The sequence below is a fragment of the Streptomyces sp. WZ.A104 genome, from assembly GCF_002382885.1.
In the GTDB taxonomy this organism is placed as follows: domain Bacteria; phylum Actinomycetota; class Actinomycetes; order Streptomycetales; family Streptomycetaceae; genus Streptomyces.
In genome coordinates this window covers 11,969-35,202 of sequence record NZ_NWVL01000012.1, presented here as the reverse complement: position 1 = coordinate 35,202, position 23,234 = coordinate 11,969, and the positions used below count along the sequence as shown (strand labels likewise).

The 23,234-nt window shown below is 69.7% G+C and carries 34 protein-coding genes and 1 tRNA gene; 29 read left to right on the top strand and 6 right to left on the bottom strand.

Annotation, left to right across the window (positions count from 1 at the left end; all coding sequences use genetic code 11):
- The first annotated feature begins 50 nt into the window (after nt 1-50).
- From CIB93_RS08880 to CIB93_RS08830, 13 genes are all read left to right on the top strand, one after another.
- Nucleotides 51-488, top strand: coding sequence for a hypothetical protein (locus tag CIB93_RS08880; RefSeq protein WP_096625820.1), 438 nt, complete (start codon nt 51-53; stop codon nt 486-488).
- A 127-nt stretch (nt 489-615) separates the two neighbouring features.
- Complete coding sequence (locus CIB93_RS08875; protein ID WP_257002099.1) at nt 616-1,038, top strand: hypothetical protein; 423 nt, start codon at nt 616-618, stop codon at nt 1,036-1,038.
- A gap of 73 nt (nt 1,039-1,111) precedes the next feature.
- Nucleotides 1,112-1,951: an AAA family ATPase gene (locus CIB93_RS08870; RefSeq protein WP_096625816.1), complete on the top strand. Its 840-nt coding sequence runs from the start codon at nt 1,112-1,114 to the stop codon at nt 1,949-1,951.
- Between the two features lie 12 nt (nt 1,952-1,963).
- Complete coding sequence (locus tag CIB93_RS08865; protein ID WP_096625814.1) at nt 1,964-2,356, top strand: hypothetical protein; 393 nt, start codon at nt 1,964-1,966, stop codon at nt 2,354-2,356.
- The gene (locus tag CIB93_RS37410) at nt 2,353-2,499 is read left to right on the top strand and encodes an iron-containing alcohol dehydrogenase (RefSeq protein WP_143660011.1); all 147 of its coding nucleotides are present in this window, start codon (nt 2,353-2,355) and stop codon (nt 2,497-2,499) included. The genes CIB93_RS08865 and CIB93_RS37410 overlap by 4 nt, the downstream gene beginning before the upstream one ends.
- On the top strand, nt 2,499-2,639 hold the full coding sequence (locus tag CIB93_RS37810) for a hypothetical protein (protein WP_218839766.1): 141 nt from the start codon (nt 2,499-2,501) through the stop codon (nt 2,637-2,639). The genes CIB93_RS37410 and CIB93_RS37810 overlap by 1 nt, the downstream gene beginning before the upstream one ends.
- Nucleotides 2,624-3,055, top strand: a complete 432-nt coding sequence (locus tag CIB93_RS08860) for a CHC2 zinc finger domain-containing protein (RefSeq protein ID WP_096625812.1) — start codon at nt 2,624-2,626, stop codon at nt 3,053-3,055. The genes CIB93_RS37810 and CIB93_RS08860 overlap by 16 nt, the downstream gene beginning before the upstream one ends.
- The gene (locus CIB93_RS38745) at nt 2,937-3,578 is read left to right on the top strand and encodes a toprim domain-containing protein (RefSeq protein WP_257002116.1); all 642 of its coding nucleotides are present in this window, start codon (nt 2,937-2,939) and stop codon (nt 3,576-3,578) included. The genes CIB93_RS08860 and CIB93_RS38745 overlap by 119 nt, the downstream gene beginning before the upstream one ends.
- Before the next feature lie 36 nt (nt 3,579-3,614).
- Nucleotides 3,615-3,977, top strand: coding sequence for a hypothetical protein (locus tag CIB93_RS08850; protein ID WP_096625810.1), 363 nt, complete (start codon nt 3,615-3,617; stop codon nt 3,975-3,977).
- Nucleotides 3,974-4,195, top strand: a complete 222-nt coding sequence (locus CIB93_RS08845) for a hypothetical protein (RefSeq protein WP_096625808.1) — start codon at nt 3,974-3,976, stop codon at nt 4,193-4,195. The genes CIB93_RS08850 and CIB93_RS08845 overlap by 4 nt, the downstream gene beginning before the upstream one ends.
- Entirely contained in the window at nt 4,188-5,378 is a 1,191-nt protein-coding gene (locus tag CIB93_RS08840) for a hypothetical protein (RefSeq protein ID WP_096625806.1), read from the top strand. Before CIB93_RS08845 ends, CIB93_RS08840 begins: the two co-directional genes overlap by 8 nt.
- On the top strand, nt 5,375-5,731 hold the full coding sequence (locus tag CIB93_RS08835) for a hypothetical protein (protein WP_218839765.1): 357 nt from the start codon (nt 5,375-5,377) through the stop codon (nt 5,729-5,731). Before CIB93_RS08840 ends, CIB93_RS08835 begins: the two co-directional genes overlap by 4 nt.
- Complete coding sequence (locus CIB93_RS08830; RefSeq protein WP_096625804.1) at nt 5,718-6,104, top strand: sigma-70 region 4 domain-containing protein; 387 nt, start codon at nt 5,718-5,720, stop codon at nt 6,102-6,104. Before CIB93_RS08835 ends, CIB93_RS08830 begins: the two co-directional genes overlap by 14 nt.
- A gap of 91 nt (nt 6,105-6,195) precedes the next feature.
- Here the strand turns inward: CIB93_RS08830 and CIB93_RS08825 are convergent, their stop codons facing one another.
- Complete coding sequence (locus tag CIB93_RS08825; protein WP_096625802.1) at nt 6,196-6,417, bottom strand: DUF397 domain-containing protein; 222 nt, start codon at nt 6,415-6,417, stop codon at nt 6,196-6,198.
- A gap of 5 nt (nt 6,418-6,422) precedes the next feature.
- Nucleotides 6,423-7,304, bottom strand: a complete 882-nt coding sequence (locus CIB93_RS08820) for a helix-turn-helix transcriptional regulator (RefSeq protein ID WP_096625800.1) — start codon at nt 7,302-7,304, stop codon at nt 6,423-6,425.
- A 180-nt stretch (nt 7,305-7,484) separates the two neighbouring features.
- Between CIB93_RS08820 and CIB93_RS08815 the strand changes: the two genes are divergently transcribed.
- The 13 genes from CIB93_RS08815 (at nt 7,485) to CIB93_RS08760 (ending at nt 16,463) form a co-directional block, all read left to right on the top strand.
- Entirely contained in the window at nt 7,485-8,075 is a 591-nt protein-coding gene (locus CIB93_RS08815) for an ATP-binding protein (RefSeq protein ID WP_306454807.1), read from the top strand.
- Between the two features lie 101 nt (nt 8,076-8,176).
- Nucleotides 8,177-8,662, top strand: a complete 486-nt coding sequence (locus CIB93_RS08810; protein ID WP_096625798.1) for a DUF6415 family natural product biosynthesis protein — start codon at nt 8,177-8,179, stop codon at nt 8,660-8,662.
- Nucleotides 8,663-8,740: 78 nt separating this feature from the next.
- Nucleotides 8,741-9,043 carry a hypothetical protein gene (locus CIB93_RS08805; RefSeq protein WP_096625796.1) on the top strand — a complete coding sequence of 101 codons (303 nt, stop codon included), beginning with the start codon at nt 8,741-8,743 and terminating at the stop codon, nt 9,041-9,043.
- Nucleotides 9,044-9,080: 37 nt separating this feature from the next.
- On the top strand, nt 9,081-9,344 hold the full coding sequence (locus tag CIB93_RS08800; RefSeq protein ID WP_096625794.1) for a hypothetical protein: 264 nt from the start codon (nt 9,081-9,083) through the stop codon (nt 9,342-9,344).
- Between the two features lie 160 nt (nt 9,345-9,504).
- Nucleotides 9,505-9,651: a hypothetical protein gene (locus CIB93_RS37805; RefSeq protein WP_179500036.1), complete on the top strand. Its 147-nt coding sequence runs from the start codon at nt 9,505-9,507 to the stop codon at nt 9,649-9,651.
- 129 nt (nt 9,652-9,780) lie between these two features.
- A complete protein-coding gene (tgmA, locus tag CIB93_RS08795) occupies nt 9,781-10,038 on the top strand; it encodes a putative ATP-grasp-modified RiPP (RefSeq protein WP_096625792.1) in 258 nt (85 codons plus the stop codon).
- Nucleotides 10,038-11,003, top strand: a complete 966-nt coding sequence (gene tgmB / locus CIB93_RS08790) for an ATP-grasp ribosomal peptide maturase (RefSeq protein ID WP_096625790.1) — start codon at nt 10,038-10,040, stop codon at nt 11,001-11,003. The genes tgmA and tgmB overlap by 1 nt, the downstream gene beginning before the upstream one ends.
- On the top strand, nt 11,000-12,178 hold the full coding sequence (gene tgmC, locus CIB93_RS08785; protein WP_096625788.1) for an ATP-grasp peptide maturase system methyltransferase: 1,179 nt from the start codon (nt 11,000-11,002) through the stop codon (nt 12,176-12,178). Before tgmB ends, tgmC begins: the two co-directional genes overlap by 4 nt.
- Before the next feature lie 27 nt (nt 12,179-12,205).
- Nucleotides 12,206-12,499, top strand: a complete 294-nt coding sequence (locus CIB93_RS08780; protein ID WP_096625786.1) for a DUF6087 family protein — start codon at nt 12,206-12,208, stop codon at nt 12,497-12,499.
- Nucleotides 12,500-12,838: 339 nt separating this feature from the next.
- Entirely contained in the window at nt 12,839-13,552 is a 714-nt protein-coding gene (locus tag CIB93_RS08775) for a M50 family metallopeptidase (RefSeq protein ID WP_096625784.1), read from the top strand.
- A gap of 103 nt (nt 13,553-13,655) precedes the next feature.
- On the top strand, nt 13,656-15,008 hold the full coding sequence (aroA, locus tag CIB93_RS08770; RefSeq protein ID WP_096626019.1) for a 3-phosphoshikimate 1-carboxyvinyltransferase: 1,353 nt from the start codon (nt 13,656-13,658) through the stop codon (nt 15,006-15,008).
- Between the two features lie 5 nt (nt 15,009-15,013).
- Entirely contained in the window at nt 15,014-16,030 is a 1,017-nt protein-coding gene (gene rsgA, locus CIB93_RS08765) for a ribosome small subunit-dependent GTPase A (RefSeq protein ID WP_096625782.1), read from the top strand.
- 109 nt (nt 16,031-16,139) lie between these two features.
- Nucleotides 16,140-16,463 carry a multidrug efflux SMR transporter gene (locus CIB93_RS08760; protein WP_096625780.1) on the top strand — a complete coding sequence of 108 codons (324 nt, stop codon included), beginning with the start codon at nt 16,140-16,142 and terminating at the stop codon, nt 16,461-16,463.
- Here the strand turns inward: CIB93_RS08760 and CIB93_RS08755 are convergent.
- Nucleotides 16,429-17,055 (bottom strand): TetR/AcrR family transcriptional regulator, encoded by a 627-nt coding sequence (locus tag CIB93_RS08755; RefSeq protein WP_096626017.1) that lies wholly within the window; start codon nt 17,053-17,055, stop codon nt 16,429-16,431. The genes CIB93_RS08760 and CIB93_RS08755 overlap by 35 nt on opposite strands.
- A gap of 137 nt (nt 17,056-17,192) precedes the next feature.
- Here CIB93_RS08755 and hisN point away from each other — a divergent pair, with 137 nt between their 5' ends.
- Complete coding sequence (gene hisN / locus CIB93_RS08750; protein ID WP_096625778.1) at nt 17,193-17,993, top strand: histidinol-phosphatase; 801 nt, start codon at nt 17,193-17,195, stop codon at nt 17,991-17,993.
- Between the two features lie 145 nt (nt 17,994-18,138).
- Nucleotides 18,139-18,537, top strand: a complete 399-nt coding sequence (locus CIB93_RS08745; protein ID WP_096625776.1) for a cyclic nucleotide-binding/CBS domain-containing protein — start codon at nt 18,139-18,141, stop codon at nt 18,535-18,537.
- Between the two features lie 79 nt (nt 18,538-18,616).
- Here CIB93_RS08745 and CIB93_RS08740 read toward each other — a convergent pair whose 3' ends face one another.
- Nucleotides 18,617-20,086 (bottom strand): catalase, encoded by a 1,470-nt coding sequence (locus CIB93_RS08740; protein WP_096625774.1) that lies wholly within the window; start codon nt 20,084-20,086, stop codon nt 18,617-18,619.
- 157 nt (nt 20,087-20,243) lie between these two features.
- Between CIB93_RS08740 and CIB93_RS08735 the strand changes: the two genes are divergently transcribed.
- Nucleotides 20,244-20,663 (top strand): Fur family transcriptional regulator, encoded by a 420-nt coding sequence (locus CIB93_RS08735; RefSeq protein ID WP_096625772.1) that lies wholly within the window; start codon nt 20,244-20,246, stop codon nt 20,661-20,663.
- Nucleotides 20,664-20,790: 127 nt separating this feature from the next.
- Here CIB93_RS08735 and CIB93_RS08730 read toward each other — a convergent pair.
- A tRNA-Met gene (locus CIB93_RS08730) sits at nt 20,791-20,864 on the bottom strand.
- Between the two features lie 127 nt (nt 20,865-20,991).
- Nucleotides 20,992-23,139 (bottom strand): tetratricopeptide repeat protein, encoded by a 2,148-nt coding sequence (locus CIB93_RS08725; RefSeq protein ID WP_096625770.1) that lies wholly within the window; start codon nt 23,137-23,139, stop codon nt 20,992-20,994.
- Between the last annotated feature and the right edge of the window lie 95 nt (nt 23,140-23,234).

Here is a 23,234-nt window from a genome sequence, read left to right as displayed (position 1 = left end):
ATGCAGCGGGTGGGCGAGAGGCCCTCCGCGCGAAGGGAAGGGGTGCATCCATGGCCACCGAGGGCCAGCCTGTCACCGTCAGCATCACGTGCGGCCAAGCGGCCACCGACCCGCAGATTTCGTTCTGCGGCATCGAACGGGATGTCCATGGCGGCATCGCAAGCGCATTCGGCTTCGATAGCAATAGTGTATCTAGCTTGGCTCTCTATGAGCTGGCCGTCGAGGCAGGGCAGCTCGCCCGCAGCGCGACCGTGGTCATGAAGGGCCTGGGCGGGCACGTTGTGCCCCAGACCCAGGCGAGTTCCCCACCGGGCAGCTCGACCACCCAGCCGGCAGCAGGCGGCGAGAACGGTGCGCTGCTTACGCAGATCGCCGCGTGCGCCACGACCGACGCGTTGCGACGGCTCTGGGCCGAGAACCAGGCCGCCTTCTCCGACCAGGCCGTCATGGACGCCTGGAAAGCACGCGGACGGGAGTTGAAGCCGTGAAGCGACGACTCCTCGGCGCGGCGGTGGCCATGTCCATCGCGGCGGGCTCCTTCAGGCCGCACCCCTCCTGCCGTTTCCCGTACACCGTTCACCGACAGAGTGGAGATCAGTAGTGCCCCTAAACCTCATGGACATCCCGACCGCCAGCGGCGGATGGTTCAAGCCCCGCGAGGTCGCTGATGCCGTAGCGATCCTCGTCGAGGTCCACCAGTGGGACCGGCAGCGCCCCACGCCCAACGGGCCCAAGGACAGCGCCCTGTGCGATGTCTCCGTCTTCAAGACCCCGGAGCACCTTGACCGGCTCGCGCCCGAGGTCTCGAAGGGGATGCGCATCGAACAGACCGTTCTTGCCCGCGACCTGGAGAACGCCGTTGGCAGCGGCATCCTCGCGACGGTCGTCCACGTGCCGAGCTCCAAGCCCGGTGGCAACCCGTTCTGGGTCTGGAAGCAGATCAACGACCCCGCCATACGGCAGCAGGTCATGACGTACGCCGCGCAGCGTGACGCGGCGGTCGAGGCGGCCGTCGCCGACGCACCCGACTTCGACTGACCGAGGCACACCGCCAAGCGGGGGCGACCGTCACGGTCGCCCCCGCCCCCGGCGGGCGAGAGGAGAACCACGCTTGCTCACCCCCACACGATCCCTCACTCTGCACGCCGAGGCAGGCAAGGAGCTGCCCCGCGTCGATGCCTTCGAAGCCCTCTACAACATCGGCTGCCGCCCACGTCACGGCGAGGTCATCATGATCGCCGGGCGGTCCGGCACCCAGAAGAGCGGACTCGCCTTGTTCTGGGTCGCCCAGATGAACTTGCCGACGCTCTACTTCTCGGCGGACATGTCCGCCTTCACCGCGAGCAGCCGCCTCGCCAGCATGGCGACCGGCGACACGACAGAGATGGTCGAGGCCGGCATGGGGGCCGGGGGCCGCTACCGCGAGACATACCTCAACGCCCTGAGTGGATCGCGCATCACGTTCTCGTTCGGCAGCCCTATCACCTGGCGTGCGGTGGACGAGGAGTTGGAGGCGTACGTCGAGCTCTGGGACGACTATCCGGCCCTCCTGGTCTTCGACAACCTGATGGACTTCGAGGGCGCCGAGAGCGACTACACCGAGCAGATGGCCGTCATGTCCGGGCTCACCGAGCTGGCTCGCGCGACCGGAGCCACAGTGATCGTCCTGCACCACGCCTCGGACAAGTCCTGGGAGGCCAAGAGCGACCCGTGGGCGCCCCCGTCCCGCGACCAAGTCAAGGGCGGGTTGTCGGAGAAGCCCGAACTGAGCCTGTCCGTCGCGCTCGACCCGACTAGCCTCGAATTCAAGATCGCGGTGATCAAGCAGCGCATGGGCGCGTGCGACCCGACCGCGCGCCGGTTCGCCACCCTGCGTTGCCACCCGGAGATCACCCGCTTCACCAAGCTCGCACCGCGCCAGTGGACGCCACTGGACACGCTGAAGCAGTAAGGATTGTTAGAGTTGAGCAATATCGCTGTGCGCAACCGCCGCAATAAGCGAGCCGGGGCCCGCTGGGAGGCCGAGTTCCGCGACGAGCTCCGCCAGGCCGGATACGACATCGAGCGACTTCGCCTGACCGGCACAGAGGACGAGGGCGACCACGTGATTCGCCGCCAGCCGGTTCGGCACCGGCCGTTCCTGATTGCCGAGACGAAGAACGCGAAGTTCGAGCCGGGGACCTTCATCAAGGAGGCCCTTCGCGAGCGGGACAACTACGCCCGCCATCGGGGGCACGACCCTCGCGATGTCGAGGCCGTCGTGATCGTTCGGCGCCGAGGGGCGAGCTGGCGACAGGCGTACGTGCTGAGCACGGTTGAGGAGTTCTTCGACCTCCACCCCGAGGCGGCCCCGTGAGGCAGTACGAGGAGGTGGAGGAGCAGGCTCGCATCAGCCGTGAGCTCGTCGAGCTGCTGGACGACCTGGGCACGCCGCAGGGCCTCGGCGAGCTCGGCTACGACCCGCACTCCCGCTCTTTCCGCGGGGAGCGCATCGCGTGATGCCGGCCGAGGAGGTTTTCGGGTTCGAGGCGTTTCTCGACTGCCTCAACGATGCGGAGTTCGACGCCCAACTCCTCATGGACTTGGAGGAGTTCTTCGAGATCTTTACCGCCGACCTCGACGGATGGATGCTGCCGTGATTATCGGGCGTCTCCGCAACGGCTCCGAGGACCAGGAGCACGAGAAGCCAGCCCTCGCGGCAGTGCTCGACCACTACGACGTCGATTTCAACCCGGAGCGGAATACCGGCATGGCCCCTTGCCCGCTCCACGACGACACCACCCCCTCGTTCTCGTACCGCCTCGACCGCGACCTGTGGAAGTGCCACTCATGCGGCGAGGGCGGCGACAGCTACACGCTGATGATGCTGAAGGAGCAGACAGATTTCCCCGGAGCGCGAGCCCTTGCGGCCTCTCTCGCCCTCGCAGCGAGCCATGCTGGAGGAGGCGACCAGCACATACCAGGCAGCTCTTACACCGCACGCCGAGCAGCTCCTTCGCGCTCGCGGCATCACCGAGGCCGAGGCGGCTACGTACCGGCTTGGCGTCGTCGCTGATCCCTATCCGGGCCATGAGCGCCAGGTCGGGCGCCTCGCGATCCCGTACCTCGCTCATGACGGGCACCCGCTCACCGTTCGGTTCCGCTGCCTGGAAGAGCACGACCATCGGGCCTTTCAGCACGGGAAGTACAACACCCTCAAGGACGATCCGCCCCGCCTGTACGGCGTGGACGCCATCCACCGGGCGAGCGACGAGATCCACGTGACCGAAGGCGAGCTCGACGCCCTCACGCTCCGCAGGGTCGGCCTCCACGCGATCGGGGTTCCGGGGGCGGCTCTTTGGCAGCCACGGCACCGCCGCATGCTGGCGGGCTTCTCGCGCGTCTGGGTCTGGGGCGACCCGGACGAGGCCGGAGCGGAACTCGTGACCCGCATCAGCCGGTCCCTGCGCACCGCCCAAGGAGTTCGGCTCCGCGACGGCGACGTGACCGAGACCTACGTCGCCGGAGGCGCTGACGCTCTGCTCTCGCTGTGCCCGTCCGCCACTCGCAACCCGCAGGCGTACGCCCTGGCCACCTAGCCAAACACCCGTCATCGACAAGGAGAACAGCACGACATGACTGAACAGGCCGACAAGCAGGCACCAGCGAAGAGGCCCGGACGCAGGGCAGACCCGACAACTGCTCTCTTCGCCCAGGTGAAAGCAGCGCGCAAGGCGTATACGGGCCTGGCCATGCCTATCGCCGGAGGGCGCAACCCGCTCAAGGGTCAGGCTCATCACGAGCGAGAGGCGAACCGCTGGAGGGCCGCTGACACCGCCCGAAAGTACGACGGGGTTCCCGGCTGGGACTCGGCCCTCCTGGCAGAGGCGTATCGGACGCTCGCCGAGCCCGACGCCGGACTCGTTCGGGCCGGACTCGTTCGGCTGGCCGCCATTGCCGTGACGGCCGCGGAGTCCCTTGACGAGGAGTCCGCGTGACAGAAGAGCTGCCAGGACAGCCAGGACCGCGTCTCGTCGGCATCTGGGAAGCGCTCGACCCCGCTGAGCGCGAGCACTTCGGCCGTCACCTCCGAGGAGGGACGGCTGCCGAAGACCTCGTCTGGATTCTCGCCCGCTACGGACACCACGTGTCCGCCTCCACCATCCGCACATACCGGCGCCGACTGCGCCAGGAAGAGGAGAACCGACTTGAGTGACCTCCTTGATGCCCTTCTCTCGAAGCCCGTAGGCCCGGCCACACCGACCCGCCAGGCCGATCCGGAGCGAGACTTCACCCGCCAGGTCGAGGTGACCGGCGACGCCGCCGAAGTGACCGTGCGCGGCCCCGCCGAAATGGACCCGAAGGGCAGCGCTGCGGCCTGCCTCAAGGCGCAGGGCCTCGACCCGGCCGAGTGGGAGGTGAAGGGCTTCCGGTCCTCGGAGTGGACAATGCCGGGCGGCGAGATCGGCCTCAGCACCCGGTTCTCCTTCGCCCGCGCCTTGAAGCCCCAGCAGGACCCGCCCGACATCAGCGAACTGGTCCAGGCCGTCGAGACCTACGAGCCGCGCTGGCCGGCGGGTGGCCTACCCCAGGGCGACCACTCCCTGATCATCGCGCTCGGGGACATGCAGTTCGGCAAGCTCGACGGGGACGGTCCGGCCGGTACCCTCCAGCGCACGATCGACTGCCTAAACCAGGCGGCCGACCTGCTGGAGGTGTACCGCAGACGGTTCCCCATCGGACACGTCCACCTCGGCTGGCTCGGCGATCACATCGAGGGGTTCCAGTCCCAGGGCGGAGCGAACGCCTGGAGGACGCAGCTCACCCTCACCGAGCAGATCCGCCTCACTCGTCGCGTGATGCTGCACGCCGCGATGACGATGGCCCCCCTCGCGGAGCGGGTGACCATGGCGGCCGTGCCAGGCAACCACGGCGAGGCTGTGCGCTTCGCCGGACGCGGAGTGACCCGCTACGACGACTCGCACGACACCGAGGCCCTGATCTCTGTCCGTGACGCCCTGGAGCTGAATCCGGAGCTGTACGGGCACGTCGAGTGCTACGTCCCGGACACCGACGAACTCACCGTTGTCGTGAACTGCTCCGGCAGCGTGGTGGCCCACGCCCACGGGCACCAGTGGCGGCCGGGGAAGCACTGGGACTGGTGGCGTGGCCAGGCGTTCAACAAGGAGTCCGCCATGCACCAGGCGGACATTCTCCTTGCCGGCCACTTGCACCACGAGTTCGTGGACACAGACGGCCCGAGGACGTTCCTCCAGCCCCCGGCCATGGAGAGCGAGTCGACGTGGTGGCGGCACGCCAAGGGCACCACGGGAGCGCCGGGCCTAATCGTCGCCGTGACGCGCGACGGTCAGGTGCCCGTGAAGGAAGTGGTCCGATGAGTCTGCATCTCGCCGACCTCGAATCAGCCGAAGCCGCCCCGGGCGTCGACTGGTCCGTCCTCGCCGAGCCGCAGGTCGAGAGCGTCGCACAAGCCGTCGCTCGGGCCTTCGCACGTGACTACGGCCTGACGCTGGAGTACGAGGACGCCTACCAGGAAGCGGTCATGGTCGCCGCCGAGCGCCCTGGCCAGGTGCGGCGCATCCTCGGTGACGCAGGCCCCGGCCTGCTGCACCGCTGGCTTTCACAGAGACTCCGCGACCGCTGGCTGACCGAGGCGAAACATCGCGGCACGCACCTCTCGTACGAGGCGACCCGGAGTCGAGCGGAGGGAGCCGTCGTTGAGCGCGTATGACCGGCGTCTTGTTGAGCATCTCCTGCCAGCAGTGTGGGACGCCGAGGCCGCGTACGGCATCCGAAGCCCAACTGCCCCGGACGCGGACATGCCCAAGGGCAGCGTCGACAAGAGGGCGTCGGACACTCTGTTCGCACACCTCGCGGACATCCGCCGAGCCTGGGTCGGCTGTCCGCTTGACCTGCGCGAGCGCCGGGCCCTGTTCCTGCGGTATGCCCTGGACTGGCCTGACGACCGGATCGCGGCCCGCGACGGTGTCACCGGCCGGGCCGTGCGCTACAGGATCGAGCGGGGTGTCGGGAAAATCGCCGCACACCTGAGCGGCAGGATCTATGTGGACGGGTACGACGAACCGTCCGAAGCCGCAGGCTAGGTCTGTGATGACGGTGCAGGAGCGCCGCGACGAGCAGGAGGGCCACCTCGCCAGTGAGGCGGGGTGGCCCGTGCCATCGCAGGATCAGCCCTCACCTGCCGTGGCCGAGCCCCCCTTCCTTGACCACTGCGACGAAGGACTCCCACGCAATGCTCTCGAAGACGAACGCGGGGCCGGCAGGGTCTTTGGAGTCCCGTACGGCCATCCCGCCGCCGGCGAGGCGGGCGCCCTCCACGCAGTTGCCGCCCTGGTCGTTGCTGTAGCTCGACTTGAACCAGTTGGCGCCACGCAGGGCACCAGCCGTGCTGTTCATGGGTATCAATGCTCCTTGATTGCTTTCTTGATCATGCTCAGGGACTCCTGGGGCCCCGGAGCAAGAGCTTGCAGGTCTGTGAATGCCTCCACGTACCGTTCCACGTCGCTGTCCCGTCGGCTTACCCAGGCGTCAGCAAGGTTCTCCAGGTACACGATGGGTCTGAGAGCTGCCCGGTCGGGGAAGGACAGGACAACGAACGGGCCGTTCATCCCGGAGTGGGCTCCGAAGCTGAATGGCATGATTTGGACACGTACGTTCGGCAACTCAGCCACTTCAGCGATGTGGCTGAGTTGGTCACGCATCACCGTTCCTCCACCGATCGCCCGATGAAGCACAGCCTCATTGATTATGGCCGTGAGTTTGACGGGCGACTCGCTGCGGCTCAACACCTCCTGGCGCGTCATGCGGACCGTGACGAGCCGGTCTACCTCGTCAGCGCCGAGCCCTTCGTGTGCCCGCTGGTGGATGACACGGATATACGCCTCGGTCTGGAGCAAGCCAGGAACGAACTCCGACTCGTACGTCTGGAGCGCGCTTGCCGTCGCCTCCAACCCGAGGAACGCCTTGAAGCCGGGCCCGATGGCAGGACGGTACTCCGGAGACTGCCACCAGTCGCGCTTCGTCTTCGTTACTGCGGCGTAGCCCTGAAGCAAGGCGCGAGTCTCGCCACCCGCGCCGTAGATCTCGCAGAGAGCCATGACATCGGCTGGTTCAACAACAGCGTTCTCTCCAGTCTCAAGGCGTGTGAGCTTGGAGGGGCTCCAGAGGAGCCGTCTGACGACCTGACTTGCCTTCAGTCCGGCGGCCTGGCGAAGTTGCCTCAGCTCGCTCCCCAATTGCAGACGGCATAGAGCCGGGGTGGCCGACTCGATGTCGGTGATCATCCGCTGTCCTTCCTGCGCACGCTACCCAGTGTGTCGGCGAAGGTTCCGCCCTTGCAAGGAACGTTCTGCGTCGGAGCGAGAGATTGCACTCCATCGTGAACCACCCGCCACACACCGGCAGTTCACGAAGAAACTTGTTAGCAGAATTCTGCTGACTCGGTATCAACATTACCGGTTCTGATGGCAGGCTTGCCGCAGTCGCTCACGCTACGAAGCGGCTTCGCCACCGCATGCGCATACGACGCTGGCCACAGGAACCAACGCGAAGGACTAGCGATGCTCGCACCTCCTCCAGGCAAGCGCGACGGCTCCTCTCTGCGCGGCTCGTTGCAGGCGAAGGGATACTCCCCGGCTGATGGTGCGCCTAGGGCTCACGCCATCGGCGCCCCTGGCTACAGCGAGACGCTGCCGTGCGAGGAGCAGTCCGCAAGCAACGCGCGCCGGCTGGTCAGCGCGGTCCTTAGTACCTGGGGGCTCGACGACCTCACCGAAGAGGCAAAGCTCATCACTTCAGAGCTAGTGGCCAACGCCTTACAACACAGCGGGGGACGAGTAATGCGCCTCGCCATCAGCCGCCCCACACCTGACCGTGTGCGCGTCGCCGTCTCCGACAGGTCCCGAACTGCACCCTCGCCCCAGCCAGTCAGCGGCGACGGAGAGACCGGTCGCGGCCTGATCATCGTGGACGCTCTCTGCGACCGGTGGGGCACCGATCAGCGCAGGTGGGGAAAGGTCGTCTGGGGCGAGCTTCTCACCGAGGGGGGAACATGATGGCTCGGCATGCGAAGCGACGTACACCCTTCGTCCTTGCCCCCCGAGGGCTGCCCTCCACCGCACCCGTGGAGCGCCGAGTTCCAGGAGGCACCTGGGAGATGCGGTTGCCCGAGCGCGGCTTCGCCGTCTCGCCCAGCGCGGGGGCACCCGACACTGAATCCCTCCGCCGGTTCCTGGAAGCCATGCGTCGCCAGCACGCGGAGGAATCGGCCGGCAAGACCGTACTGATCACTCCAGAGGCGATCAGCCAAACCGCCGACTACGTACTCAGTCACCACTTGAACGTGGCCCAAGGTGGCGACCTCGACGCCACAGCGCAGACCTTGCGGGGATACCTCGCGGCTCTTGCCGACGAGGCCGAGGCCCACTTGGACACGGGGCGCATCGTGGTGCGAGAGATGGTGGGGCGAGCGCGGTCAGAGGCCGACGAGGAGCACCAACCGTCTCTGGCGGGAGTCAGACGCGCGGCGAAGACGGCGCGCGATCTCTTGGCGCTCATGACCCGCGAAGGGTGGCGTGGCGCCCCCGACCACGGCGAAACCGTCCACGCCCAAGCCGCGAGTGCGCAGGCAGACCTTCCGTGACCCCCAGTTCCCTCGATGGCGACGCGTCCTTCGAGGGGAGTTTCGAGTACCGACAACGCCAGCAAAGGACCTGCGACCTTGACGTCATTCTGGACACTGAAGCGCCTCCGCACCTTCATCAGGCTCAGTCGCCAATTCGAGCGGAGCGACGAGAGCCACGGTTTCGCCTCGCCCCTCGCCGTCGGGGGCCAGCCCACCGCGCGAAGCGTCGTTCGTGTGTCGCTGCTCGGGTTCCGTGCGGAGGCTGAGGGCAAGAGCGGCTTCGCTGCCCTGAGCGCTATGCGCGCGGAACACCCGGTCATCGTGCACCTCTTGTACGCCTACACCGCTGTCCTCGTGGCCCTCGCCGTGGCCGTCGTGGCAAGGCTCACCTGGTGGTGAGCCAGTGATGTGGTTACTGGGGCGCCGCAGGAAGCCCATGTCCAACTACGAGCGAAACGTGCAGCGGATTCTCAACCCGCCGTCCCCCACGATTCTCGACCGCATTGCCCGGCTCGCGTGGGGCCTGGAGGAGCTGTGGTGCCGCCACGTCGCCCAGCGGGAGTTGTACCGGCAACTCGATGTCCTGCGGCTCGTTGCGCACTCCACCCTCCCGCCTGACCGGCACACGCTTGAGCGCACGAAGCGCGACCTCCAGCTCATCGCGGACGCCGCCGCGGCGGAGCAGGAAAAGCCGGGCTGACCGCACCCAAGCTTCCGTCATCGGCGGGGACTTCCCCAGGCGCCGGTCGGCCATCGCGGCCGACGACCCAACCGATAGCGGGTGCCCGCTCCGTGGTGACGGGCGGACGGGCAACCCCCGAGCCCTGCCGGGCCGGGACCGACGACAGAAAGGGGTCGCGATGCCCGCGATCACCGAGACGACCGAGACCGACAAGCCCGAGGTCATCGTGAGCGACACCGAAATCGCCGACGCTCCGGGCGACAACGACGCCACCGACAGCGTCGTCGCCGAGGCGCTCGGCGCGTACGCCGTACTCATGGCGTAGCGCAACCGCGCCCACATCCTCCGCCCGGAACAACCCTGGACAGGTCGAGCCGGGCGGCCCGGCGCGGTCGGCTTCCCCCGAGGCTGACCGCGCCACCCAGCAGTCCATCCACCCATCAGAGGAGCTTTCGTGACAACCGCTACGCAGCTCGCCACCGCCCGCCCGTGGGGAGTCGGCCGACTCGCGCCGTACCCGACCACCACCCACCTCCCGCACGCCACGGTCAGCATCGACCCGGACACCCAGCTCGGCGTGTTCCGCGACCGTGCCGGCCAGGTGGTCGAGATGGGCAAGCACGGCACCAGCTCCGGCACCGAGACCTCCACGAACACGAACTCGGACTCGGCGCCCGACCAGGGCCACGACCAGGACAGCAACCAGGACTGATGACCACGACCGAGGAGAGGCCGGTCCTGGTGGCCACCGAGGCGGACGACATCACCGCCGACATGGTGATCACCGAGCTCAACCGGCGAAGTGTGCCGGTGGTCAGGTTCAACCCCGCCGACATCGGCGAGAACCTGACGGTCTCGGCTCGGTTCGGTACCTGCCCGGCCCCTGTGGCCGGGCAGGTCCGTACCCCGTCGAGGACTACCGAACTTGATCAATTACGGGCGGTGTACTGGCGCCGCCCCGTCTGGCCAGCCTTCGAGCGCCTTGGCGACGACGATGCGCGGTTCGCCGCCGCGCAGGTTCGTTATGGACTCGGGGGCACCCTCTATGCTCTCGACGGCCCCCTGTGGGTCAACCATCCGCTTCGCAATGCCGCCGCCGACTACAAGCCCGCGCAGCTCGCCCTTGCCCAGCGTCTTGGCCTTACCGTCCCCCCGACGATCGTGACCAACGATCCGGTCGAGGCCCGCAAATTCATCACCGCCCACGGCCGGGTGATCTACAAGACGCTGCGATGGACCCCGTACGAGCGAGACGGAGTTCGCGTGACCGGGTGGGCGGAGCCGGTCACAGCCGCCGAGATCGACGACAGCGTGCGTGTGACGCCGCACCTGTTCCAGGCTCGCGTGGACAAGGTCGCCGACGTGCGGGTGCTGGTGGTCGGCCGGCAAGCGTTCGCCGTAAGGATCGACTCCGGCCTGCTGGACTGGCGCAAGGACTACTCCGCCCTCTCCTACACCGTGGTAGACCTGCCGGACCGTGTGGACAAGGCGCTACTTACCTACCTGGATCACTTCGGGCTGGTGTCCGGCAGCTTCGACCTCGCTCTCGATCGGGCGGGTGACTACTGGTGGCTGGAGCTGAATCCGAACGGCCAGTGGGGGTGGCTGGAGGAGAACACCGGACTCAAGATGTCCGCCGCATTCGCGGACCTGCTGACACGAGGAGAATGCCCATGACCGATACCGCACCCGAGCGGCGTGCCCTCGCAGACCGGCTGGAGAAAGCCGGTGTCCTCAAGGCGCCCCAGTGGCGAGCCGCGGTGGAGGCCGTACCACGCGAACTTTTCCTGCACCCCGGGGTCTTCCTGCCCGTGGACGGTGGCCGCTGGCGACCGGTCACCGCAGTAGGAGCCGACCCGGCGGAGTGGGCACAGATCGCGTACAGCGACCAGTCCCTCACCACCCAGCTCGACGGACACCTGACCGCCGACCAGGCCACTGAGCTCGTGACGGGCTCACCCACCTCTTCGTCCACCACGCCGGTCACCGTGGTCGACATGATCGAGCAACTGGCTGTGGAGGACGGGCACCACGTGCTGGAGATCGGCACGGGTACCGGCTACTCCTCCGCGCTGATGTGCCACCGCCTCGGCGAAGACAACGTGACGACGGTCGAGGTGGACCCGGAGGTAGCGTCCCGCGCGGACGCCGCGCTGGAAACGGCCGGGTTCTCGACCTGGACCGTGAACGGGGACGGACTTCTCGGTCACCCGCGCCGCGCTCCATATGACCGGGTGATCGCCACCTGCGCCGTCCGCCGCATCCCCTACACCTGGATCAAGCAGACCAGGCCCGGCGGGGTCGTCCTGGCCACCGTCGGTGGGGCATGGTCCTACGGCACCGGCCTCGCGAAGGTCACCGTGGGGGATGACGGCACGGCCGAGGGCCGCATCATCGGCCGGTCCTCGTTCATGCAGGCAAGGTCCCAAGCCGTGGTGCCGGTGTCCGGTGACCTGTCGGCCCGCACCGCCTACGCCGATAGTGAGCGGGAGGCCAAGGTGCCACCCGCCATGCTGGAGGAGTGGATGCCCGCCTTCCTCGCGCAGCTCGCCGCCCCTGGCGCACAGTTCGTCCGCGCCGCCACAAGCGACGGCGCCAGGCTCCTGTATGTGTTCGACCCTGAGCGCGAGTCGTTCGCCGAGTTCAGCACCGACAACGGCGGTTGGACCGTGCGCCAGGGCGGTCCCGTGGCCCTGTGGGACAACATCGAGCGGACCCTCACCGCCTGGCAAGACGCGGGGAGGCCCGACATCACCGCCGTAGAGCTCCAGGTCACGGACAGGTCCCACACGTACTGGATCGGCGATCACTGTGAACTGCGTTGGGAGCATCGCCTCGACGCTACTCACTGACCACAGCAGCGACGCTAGGCTCGGCGCATGGACGAAGAACCTCTGTCGGAATGGGCGGAGCGCCGGGATGCCAGGATCGGCCGCCTTCGCGCCGTACTGATCGCCCCACGCGAAGGCCCGCAGGGGGCGCACCTGAACCCGGACGCTCCCCGCACCGTCGAACGCTGGAACGGGCACACCTGGGAGCCCTACGCGTTCGCGGCCGACCTTGCTGAGGCCAAACGCATCCTTTACCCGGAAGGCAGAGTTCTCCCGCCTCCGGCCCCCGGTCCAGTGCGCCAGCCGCTTGCCCCAGGCAAGGGCCGGCACCGCAAACCGTAGGCACCCCTCAAGAGTCCCGGCTCGCTTACCTCACGTGCGAGGCGTGCCGGGGCTCATGTGTGCCACAGGGGCACTGCCAGTCAGCCGGGTATCGCCACACGTCCCAGCACGAACCCAGCACGGTCCAGGTTCCCAGGGATGCCGACAGGTGCCTACAGGTCAGCACGCAGCCAGCACCGGCGACGCGAAGGGGGTGAGTCAATTCCGACTCACCCCCCTCTGACCTGCGCGTTTGCTCATTGGGGCGGCTCGTGCTAGGCGGGCGTCCTCAATACCTTCCGCACATAAGTGCCACACTGCCACGACCGACCGCCCCGACCGCAAGGAGTCGCCCGGCCGATGAACAGCACCGAATTGGGCGATCTGTGGGATCGCGTGACCGGTACCCAGCCCGCGCCGGAGCAGTGGCTGGTGGTGGTGACGGCCACGCTCGCGCTCATCGCCGTCGTACCGAACCCGATATGGCGGCTGGCCCGCAACACGATCACCATCGCGCACGAGGGCGGCCACGGCCTGGTGGCCCTGCTCACCGGACGGCAGCTCTCCGGCATCCGGCTGCACTCGGACACCAGCGGGCTGACCGTCAGCCGCGGCAAGCCGACGGGGATCGGCATGATCCTCACCGCCGCGGCCGGCTACACGGCCCCCTCGCTGCTGGGTCTGGGCGGCGCCTGGCTGCTCACCAACGGGCGGATCACCCTGCTGCTGTGGGTGGCGACGGCGCTGCTCGCGGTGATGCTGGTGATGATCCGCAATGTGTACGGGGCCCTCACCGTCATCCTGACCGGCGCGGCCTTCCTGCTGGTGTCCTGGCTGGCCGCCGCGGACGTCCAGTCGGCGTTCGCGTACGCGGTGGTGTGGTTCCTGCTGCTGGGCGGGGTGCGGCCGCCGTTCGAGCTCCAGTCCAAGCGGCGCTTCGGGGGTGCCCCGGACTCCGACGCGGACCAGTTGGCCCGGCTGACCCACGCCCCGGCCGCGCTGTGGCTCTTCCTCTTCCACGCGGTGTCGCTGTGCTCGCTGATCGGCGGAGGACGATGGCTGCTGGGCTGGTGAGGCGGGCCCGACCGCTCCGGCCCGTACCACTCTTTCGTTACGGACCGGTTTCCGCCCTTTTCATCAGGATCCTGGTTCGCGCGGAACCACTAAAGTGATGGCCATGACCGAGAGTTCCGTGCACCCCGCCCTCTGGCCCGCCCCCCACGCGAGCGGAGCCGTCGACGCGACCGTCACCGTGCCCGGATCGAAATCGGTCACCAACCGGGCGCTCGTCCTGGCCTCGCTGGCCTCCGAGCCGGGCTGGCTGCGCCGCCCGCTGCGCTCCCGCGACACCCTGCTGATGGCCCAGGCGCTCCGCGCGATGGGCGTCGGCATCGAGGAGACGGTCTCCTCGTCCTCCGCGACCAGCCCCTCCGCCGCGACCGGCCCGGACGCCTCCGGCGAGGCCTGGCGGGTCATCCCGGCCGGGCTGCACGGCCCGGCCACCGTCGACGTCGGCAACGCCGGTACGGTCATGCGCTTCCTGCCGCCCGTCGCCACGCTCGCCGACGGCCCGATCCGTTTCGACGGCGACCCCCGCTCCTACGAGCGGCCCCTGACCGGCGTGATCGAGGCGCTGCGGGCCCTGGGCGCGCGGATCGACGACGACGGGCGCGGGGCGCTGCCGCTGACCGTGCACGGCGGCGGGGCGCTGGACGGCGGCCCGGTGGCGATCGACGCGTCGTCGTCCTCGCAGTTCGTCTCGGCGCTGCTGCTCTCGGGGCCGCGCTTCAACCAGGGCGTGGAGGTCCGGCACACCGGTTCCGTCCTCCCCTCGATGCCGCACATCCGGATGACCGTCGACATGCTGCGGGCCGTCGGTGCGCAGGTGGACGAGCCGGAGACGGGCGGCGAGCCGAACGTGTGGCGGGTCTCCCCCTCCGCGCTGCTCGGCCGGGACCTGACGGTCGAGCCGGACCTCTCCAACGCCCAGCCGTTCCTGGCCGCCGCGCTGGTGACCGGGGGCAGGGTCACCATCCCCGACTGGCCGGAGCGCACCACACAGCCGGGGGACGCGCTGCGCGAGATCTTCACCGCGATGGGCGGCAGCTGCGAGCTGACCGAACGCGGTCTGACCTTCACCGGTACGGGCCGTGTCCACGGCATCGACGTGGACCTCGGCGAGGTCGGCGAGCTGACCCCGGGCATCGCGGCGGTCGCGGCGCTGGCCGACTCGCCCTCCACCCTGCGGGGCGTGGCCCATCTGCGGCTGCACGAGACGGACCGGCTGGCGGCGCTGACCAAGGAGATCAACGAGCTCGGCGGCGACGTCACCGAGACGGCCGACGGGCTGCACATCCGCCCGCGCCCGCTGCACGGCGGCGTCTTCCACACGTACGACGACCACCGCATGGCCACCGCAGGAGCGGTCATCGGCCTCGCGGTGAAGGGCGTGGAGATCGAGAACGTGGGCACGACCGCCAAGACCCTGCCGGACTTCCCGGACATGTGGACCGGAATGCTCGGGGCCTAGAGACCATGCGCCGCTACGGGAAGAACCCCGACGAGGACGACATCCGCGTCCGCCCCAACCGCAAGGGCAACCGGCCGCGCACGCACATCCGGCCCAAGCACGAGGACGCCGAGGACGGCATGGTCCTCACCGTCGACCGGGGCCGGCTCACCTGCCTCGTCGACGGCCGGACCGTGGTGGCGATGAAGGCCCGCGAGCTGGGCCGCAAGGCCGCGGTGGTGGGCGACACCGTCTCCATCGTCGGGGACCTGTCCGGCGAGAAGGACACCCTGGCCAGGATCGTGCGGATCGGCGAGCGCCGCACGGTGCTGCGCCGCACGGCGGACGACGACGATCCCTACGAGCGGGTGGTCGTCGCCAACGCGGACCAGCTGGCCATCGTCACCGCGCTGGCCGACCCCGAGCCGCGTCCGCGCATGATCGACCGCTGTCTGGTGGCGGCGTACGACGGCGGGCTGACCCCGCTGCTGGTGCTCACCAAGTCCGACCTGGCCCCGCCGGACAAGCTGCTGGAGGCGTACACCCCGCTCGGCGTCCCGTACATCGTGACGAGCCGCGAGGAGCTGGAGAACGGGGACGCGGCGGACCGGGTGCGCGAGCAGTTGGAGGGCCGGGTCACCGCCTTCGTCGGCCATTCCGGGGTCGGTAAGACGACCCTGGTGAACGCCCTGGTGCCGAAGGACCGGCGGCGCACCACGGGCATCGTCAACGCGGTCACCGGCCGGGGCCGGCACACCACCACCTCCGCCCTCGCGCTGCCGCTGCCGGGCGACCGGGGCTGGGTGGTCGACACCCCGGGCGTCCGCTCCTTCGGGCTGCACCACGTCGACCCCTCGCGCGTCATCCACGCCTTCCCCGACCTGGAACCGGGCACCGGGAACTGCCCGCGCGGCTGCACCCACGACGAGAACCAGCCCGAATGCGCACTGCCCGCCTGGGTGGCCGGGGGGCACGCCGATCCGGCCCGGCTGGACTCCCTGCACCGGCTGCTCGCGACGCGGGAACGGCGCGAGGGCGACTGACCGGAATCGTTCGGTGCGTCCCGCGGGACGTTTGCGCGATTCAACGACTGGTAAAGGCATAATCGCACCGAGCTGGACGAAGCCGTCACCTATCTGGAGGGCACCGACGATGGCGTGGCTGCTGGTCGTGGTCGCTGGACTGCTGGAAACCGGCTTCGCCGTGTGTCTGAAGCTCTCCCACGGGTTCACCCGTCTCTGGCCGACGATCGCGTTCGCCGCGTTCGCACTCGGCAGCTTCGGTCTGCTGACCATGGCGCTGAAGAAGCTGGACGTGGGCCCGGCGTACGCGGTGTGGACCGGGATCGGCGCGGCCGGTACGGCGATCTACGGCATGGTCTTCCTCGGGGACGTCGTCTCGACGCTGAAGCTCGTGTCGATCTCCCTGGTGATCATCGGAGTCATGGGCCTCCAGCTGTCCGGCTCCGCGCACTGACCCGAGCGGTACCGGCCGCCTGGCGATGACCGGCGGTGCCGGACGCCTGCCGTACGAGCCGGAGCGCGTGGCCGTCCGCGGCGTCGTCCCCCGGCACCGGGGCGATCACACAGGACAGTGCGATCCGTAACGCGATCTCGTAGCGCTCGGTGTCGTCGGTGGCGTAGCCGCGCTCGGCCGTACTGCCGGGCACCGGGGGCGGGACCGCCCGCATCCTGTCCCGTACCAGCGCGAGCAGCGCCTCGGGGGCCGGGGGCCGCTTCGGGCGGGGCAGCCCGTCCCCCCAGAACCCCGTGAGGAGGGCCTTGACCAGCGCGTCCTGGCGGGCTGCCCGTACGGTCCAGAGCGCGACGGCGGCCGGGCGGTCGGGCGCGGGGGCGGTCAGGGCGCGGTCGACCCCGGCGAGATAGTGGTCGGCGGCCCGCCGCAGCAGGGCCCCGGCCAGCCCGTCCTTGGTGCCGAACTCGTTGTGGAGGGTCTGCCGGGACACTCCGGCCAGTGCGGCGACGTCGACCAGGCGCACAGTGCGCCAGGGCCGGTCGGCGAGCGCTCTGACGGCGGCGTCCAGCAGGGCCTGCCGTGCTGTCGGCATCATCGCCTCCCCCGCCCCTGAACCTGCGATTCAGAGTTGATGTGCTCCCGGGGGCTGTCAAGGGTCCGCGTCGCGGGCCGGGAGGCGGGCCGGGGGTGCTGTAGCCCGCGGCCCGCGGCGCTGGATACTGTGACGGCATGCCGGACTACCACGATGATCTGCGCCTTGCCCATGTACTGGCCGACGCCGCCGACGCGGCCACGATGGAGCGGTTCAAGGCTCTCGACCTCAAGGTCGAGACCAAGCCGGACATGACGCCGGTGACCGAGGCCGACAAGGCCGCCGAGGCGTTGATCCGGGGCCACTTGCAGCGGGCCCGCCCGAGGGACGCGATCCTGGGCGAGGAGTACGGGGTCGAGGGCAGCGGGCCCCGGCGCTGGGTGATCGACCCGATCGACGGCACCAAGAACTACGTACGCGGTGTGCCGGTGTGGGCGACGCTGATCTCGCTGATGGAGGCGGGAGAGCAGGGCTTCCAGCCGGTGGTCGGAGTGGTCTCCGCGCCCGCGCTGAACCGGCGTTGGTGGGCGGCGAAGGGCGCGGGCGCGTTCTCCGGCCGCAGCCTCACCTCGGCGACCCGCCTCCAGGTGTCGAAGGTGGAGAACATCGCGGACTCCTCGTTCGCGTTCTCCTCGCTGTCCGGCTGGGAGGAGAAGGGCCTCCTCGACGGGCTCCTCGACCTGACCCGGGCCTGCTGGCGGACGCGGGGCTACGGGGACTTCTGGCCGTACATGATGGTCGCGGAGGGTTCCGTGGACATCTGCGCGGAGCCGGAGCTGTCGCTGTGGGACATGGCGGCGAACGCGATCATCGTCCAGGAGGCGGGCGGCCGGTTCACCGGCCTGGACGGGGTCGACGGCCCGGGCGGCGCCGATGCGGCGGCCTCGAACGGGCTGCTCCACGACGAGTTGCTGGGCTATCTCAACCAGCGCTACTGAGTTCCGCGCGCGTGCGCACTCCCCCGGCGCACGCCCGGTCCACCCCTTGTCGGCCCGCCCCAAGGGTGCAACTCTGAGAGTCCCCCCACTTGTGAACTTGTGAATCGACTCACACAGTCGGCTCACCGAGGAGGTGGCTCGTTTCATGCTCGTCCGTGACGCCATGAGCACGGTGGTCCTCACCATCGGCCCCACCCACACGCTCCGCCAGGCGGCCCGGCTGATGTCGGCCCGGCGCATCGGAGCAGCCGTCGTCCACGACCCGGACACCTGCGGGCTCGGGATCATCACCGAGCGCGACATCCTCGACGCGATCGGATCCGGTCAGGATCCCGATCGGGAGACCGCGTCCGCCCACACCACCACCGACGTGGTGTTCGCCGCCCCGGCCTGGACCCTGGAGGAGGCCGCGGAAGCCATGACGCACGGAGGATTCCGGCATCTGATCGTGCTGGACGACGACGGCCCGGTGGGGATCGTGTCGGTGCGCGACATCATCCGCTGCTGGGCGCCCACCCGTCGCGCGGTCGCCACGGCGGGCTGACTGCCGCCCCTCGCGCGAACGACCGGTGGGCCGGACCCCCGTGAGGGGATCCGGCCCACCGTCGACGACAGGCGTCCGGTCAGCCGCGAAGGGCCTGGACCGCGGCTTCCAGACGCTTGCCGAAGTCACCGTCCGCCTGGCGGAAGTTGTTGATCGCGCGCTCGGCGATGTCATCGCGCGAGACCTGGGCGATGAACCCGGCGAGGTTCTCGATCAGCCGGGACTTCTCGTCCTCGGAGAAGAGCCGGTAGAGGTTGCCCGCCTGCACGAAGTCGTTGTCCTCGGCGTGGCTGGGGGCCTCGTGGTTTCCGGTGCCACCGGTGACCGGGAGCGGCTGCCACAGCGGCCGGTCGGTCTGGCGGGGGCCGCCGAAGCTGTTCGGCTCGTAGTTCTTGGCGCCCTTGTGGCGGCCGTCGTAGAGGAAGCCGTCCCGGCTGTTGGTCCGCGCCTCGGTGGCGTGCGGGCGGTTCACCGGCAGGTGGTCGGCGTTGATGCCGACGCGGTAGCGGTGGGCGTCGCCGTACGCGAACAGCCGGCCCTGGAGCATCTTGTCCGGGGACGGCCCGATGCCCGGCACGAAGTGCGCGGGGCTGAAGATCGACTGCTCGACCTCGGCGAAGATGTTCTCCGGGTTCCGGTTGAGCTCCAGCTTGCCGATCTCGATCGGCGGGTAGTCCTCGTGCGGCCACACCTTGGTGAGGTCGAACGGGTTGAAGCGGTAGGTGGCCGCTTCCGCCGCGGGCATGATCTGGACCTGCACCGTCCAGGACGGGAACTCACCGCGCTCGATCGCCTCACGCAGATCGCGCTGATGACTGTCGGGGTCCTCACCGGCGAGCTTGTTGGCCTCTTCCTGGGTGAGGTTCTTGATGCCCTGGTCGGTCTTGAAGTGGTACTTGACCCAGAACACCTCGCCCGCCTCGTTGTTCCACTGGAACGTGTGCGAGCCGTAGCCGTTCATGTGGCGCAGCGTGGCGGGGATACCCCGGTCACCGAAGAGCCAGGTCACCTGGTGCGTCGACTCCGGCGACAGGCCCCAGAAGTCCCAGACGTTGTCCGCCTCCTGCGAGCCGGTGTACGGATCGCGCTTCTGGGTGTGGATGAAGTCGGGGAACTTGATGGCGTCCTTGATGAAGAACACCGGGGTGTTGTTGCCGACGAGGTCGTAGTTGCCCTCTTCGGTGTAGAACTTCAGCGCGAAGCCGCGGGGGTCCCGCACCGCGTCGGCGGAGCCGAGGTTGCCCGCGACGGTGGAGAAGCGCAGGAACGTTTCGGTCTGCTTGCCGACCTCGGAGAGGAACTTCGCCCGGGTCCACTGCGAGACATCGCGGGTCAGCGTGAACGTGCCGTACGCACCGGCGCCGCGGGCGTGCACGATGCGCTCCGGTATGCGCTCACGGTTGAAGTGGGCGAGCTTCTCCAGCAGCGCCTGGTCCTGGACGAGAACCGGACCGCCGGCACCCGCGGTCTCACTGTTCTGGTTGTCGGCGACCGGAGCCCCGGCCTCCGTGGTGAGCGGTCCCTGCGTCACGTGCGCCTCCTGCGTCATGTCCCTGCACAGCGGTCCTTATCTGCACAGCTTCCGTACAGCCCTGTCCCTTGGCCAATACCGTTTCCGATCCTACAATGGACAATGTCTAAGTCAAGCGAGCATCCAAAGTCACACCCGATCGGGACTCCGTTCCCCCACTGTTAGGCTGGGCCCCATGAGCGACCTGCTGGAACGACTTCGTGGACGCGGCTGGCGCATGACGGCGCAGCGGCGTGTCGTGGCCGAGGTCCTTGACGGGGACCACGTGCACCTGACGGCGGACGAGGTCCACGCGAGGGCCGTCTCCAGGCTGCCCGAGATCTCGCGCGCCACCGTCTACAACACCCTCGGCGAGATGGTGTCCCTCGGCGAGGTGCTGGAGGTCTCCACCGACCGCCGGGCCAAGCGCTACGACCCGAACGCGCACCGCCCCCACCACCACCTGGTGTGCGCCCAGTGCGGCGCGATCAGGGACGTGCACCCCGCGGGCAACCCGCTGGCGGACCTGCCGACGGACGAGCGCTACGGCTTCACGGTCTCCGGCGTGGAAGTGACGTACCGCGGCGTCTGCCCGAACTGCGCCGCCGCAGCCTGAGCACTTCCCCTCCGAGCGCTTCGGGGCCCGCCTCGCACGAGGCGGGCCCCACCCTCTTCCCGGCCCTCTTCCCTCCGGGAATGACGAAGGCCCGGATCCCATGGGATCCGGGCCTTCGTCTTTTCAGTAGCGGGGACAGGATTTGAACCTGCGACCTCTGGGTTATGAGCCCAGCGAGCTACCGAGCTGCTCCACCCCGCGTCGATGAATGCAACATTACGTCAGTAGGTCGAACGGCGCAAATTCATTCAGCCGACCACCCGGGGCTGTCCGGCGGTCCAGCCTTTCGGCGGTCCAGGGCCGTCCGGCGGTCCAGCCTTTCCGGGCGTTATGCGGTGAGCTCCTGGTGGAGCGCCTCGCGCAGCCGGGCCGCCCGCTCCGCCACCTCGGCCGGGCCCAGCTCCACGGCCCGCGCGCACCAGCGCTGCCCCTCGGTGAGCTCGCCCCGGCGGGCGGCGAGCAGCGCCAGGCGCAGGGCCGCACGGCCGTGGCCCGCGTTCGCCGCGTGGCTCCACCACAGGGCGGCCTCGCGCTCGCTGCCCTCGCGGGCGAGCAGCAGCCCGAGGTTGAACGCCCCGTTGCGGCTGCCCGCCTCGGCGGCCTCCCGGTACCAGTGGGCGGCGCTCTCCATGTCCCCGCGGGCGGCGGCGAGCATGCCGACGCGGACCTGGGCGCGGCGGTGGCCCTGCTGGGCGGCCCGCTCGTACCACTCCTCGCACTCGGTCTTCTCCGGCATCGGCTCGCCGAGCGCGGGCGGTCCCGGCGGCGGCTGGCGCGCGTCCAGCACCCCGGCGAGCCGGAACGCCGCCTCGGCGCTGCCGCCACCCGCCGCGCACCGCAGGTGCCGCTCGGCCTCGCGGTCCTCGCCGTCGCGCAGCAGGGCCATGGCGACCTGGAGCGCGGCGTCGGTGTGCCCGGCAGCGGCCGCCCGCTGGTACCAGCCGAGCGCCGTACGGTCCTCGTCGCGCCCGGCGTGCAGGATGCCGAGGTTGAAAGCGGCGTCCACGCTGCCCGCCTCGGCCGCCTTGGAGAACCAGGGCTCGGCCCCGGTGTGGTCCCCGGCCTGGAGGAGCAGCACTGCGAGCGCGTTGGCGGCCTCGCGGTGTCCGGCGTACGCGGCCCGGCGGTACCACTGCTCGGCCTGCGGGGTGCGGTCCTGGGCAGCGCAGAGCAGCCCCAGGTTGTACGCACCGTTGACGTCTCCGGCGTCCATGGCCGCCCGGTACCAGCGCTCGGCGGTCTGCTGCTCACCGCGCGCCGCGTGCAGGGCGCCCAGCGCGTTGGCAGCGTTGCCATCGCCGTCCTGGGCGGCGCGCAGCCACCACACGGCGGCACTCTCCTCGTCGCCCGCGTCGCGCAGCAGGAAGCCGAGGGCGCAGGCGGCACGGGGCTCGCCGTCCTTGGCGGAGGTGAGATACCAGCGGCCCGCCTCCTTGAGCTCGCCGCGCTGCTCCAGGATCGCGCCGAGGTGCAGCGCGGCCCGCCGGTGCCCGCGGGCGGCTGCCTGGCGGTACCACTGCTCGGCCTCGCCGACCCGGCCGGCGGCGGGCCCCGCCACGGGGCTGTCGCCGTCGCCCGCGCTCCTGGCGTTCCTGCCGCTCTTGGCCCGCGCCGCGTTCGCCACGGCCCCGGCGCTCTTCGCGTCGGCGGCGTTCTCGGTGTTCGCCGCACCCGCCTCACCGGCATCGGCCACGGGCACAGCCGGATGGCCGGGAAGGCCGAGGCCCGTTCCGGCCCTTCCGGAACCGGTGCCCCGGCCCAGGCCGAAGGCGTCGTGCGGGTCCTCCACTGCGTTCCGCTCCAGGGCGCGGGCCAGCCGGTAGGCCGCCTCGCGGTGGCCCTGCTCGGCGGCAGCACGCAGCCAGCGCTCGGCGCCGACGTCGCCGCGGTGCTCCAGGAGGTCCGCCAGCGCGTAGGCGCCCAGCGCGTGTCCCTGCTCGGCGGACTGGCGCAGCCAGTACTCGGCACCCGGCTCGTCGCCGCGCTCGCGGAAGTGCCGGCCCAGGGCGTGCGCGGCGGCGGCGGAACCTGCCACGGCGGCGATGCGCCACCAGCCCGCGGCCTCGTCCGGGTAGCCGCGCTGGTGCAGCAGGACGCCCAGGTTGTTCGCGGCGGCCCGGTCCCCGTCGGCGGTGGCGGCGCGCAGGTACTTCTCGGCGCCGTCCAGCTCGCCCCGGCGCAGCAGCAGTGCACCCAGGACGCTCATGGACGCGGTGTCCCCCGCGTCGGCGGCGCGTCGGTGCCACGCCTCGGTCTCGGCGCTGTCCGCCGCGTCGACCGCGTCCGTGGTGGCCTCGTCGGAGGCCCTCGCCTGCAACGCGGCGGCTTCCCCCGCGGGTGTGCTGATACCCGGCACGGCCGCGCCGGCGATGGCGGCAGCGAAAGCCGCATCTACCGTGTTTTCCGCATCTTGGCCGCGCCGCTGCACAAACCGCCCTGTCTCCAACAGAGTTGCCCTGTCCCCCATAAATACCATCGTCGCACCACCTGCAACCCGCGTACACCTGGTATATCGCGGCCAGTGAGGTCACTTCAGCGTTTTGTCGACATGCCCACAGGGAGACAAGTCAA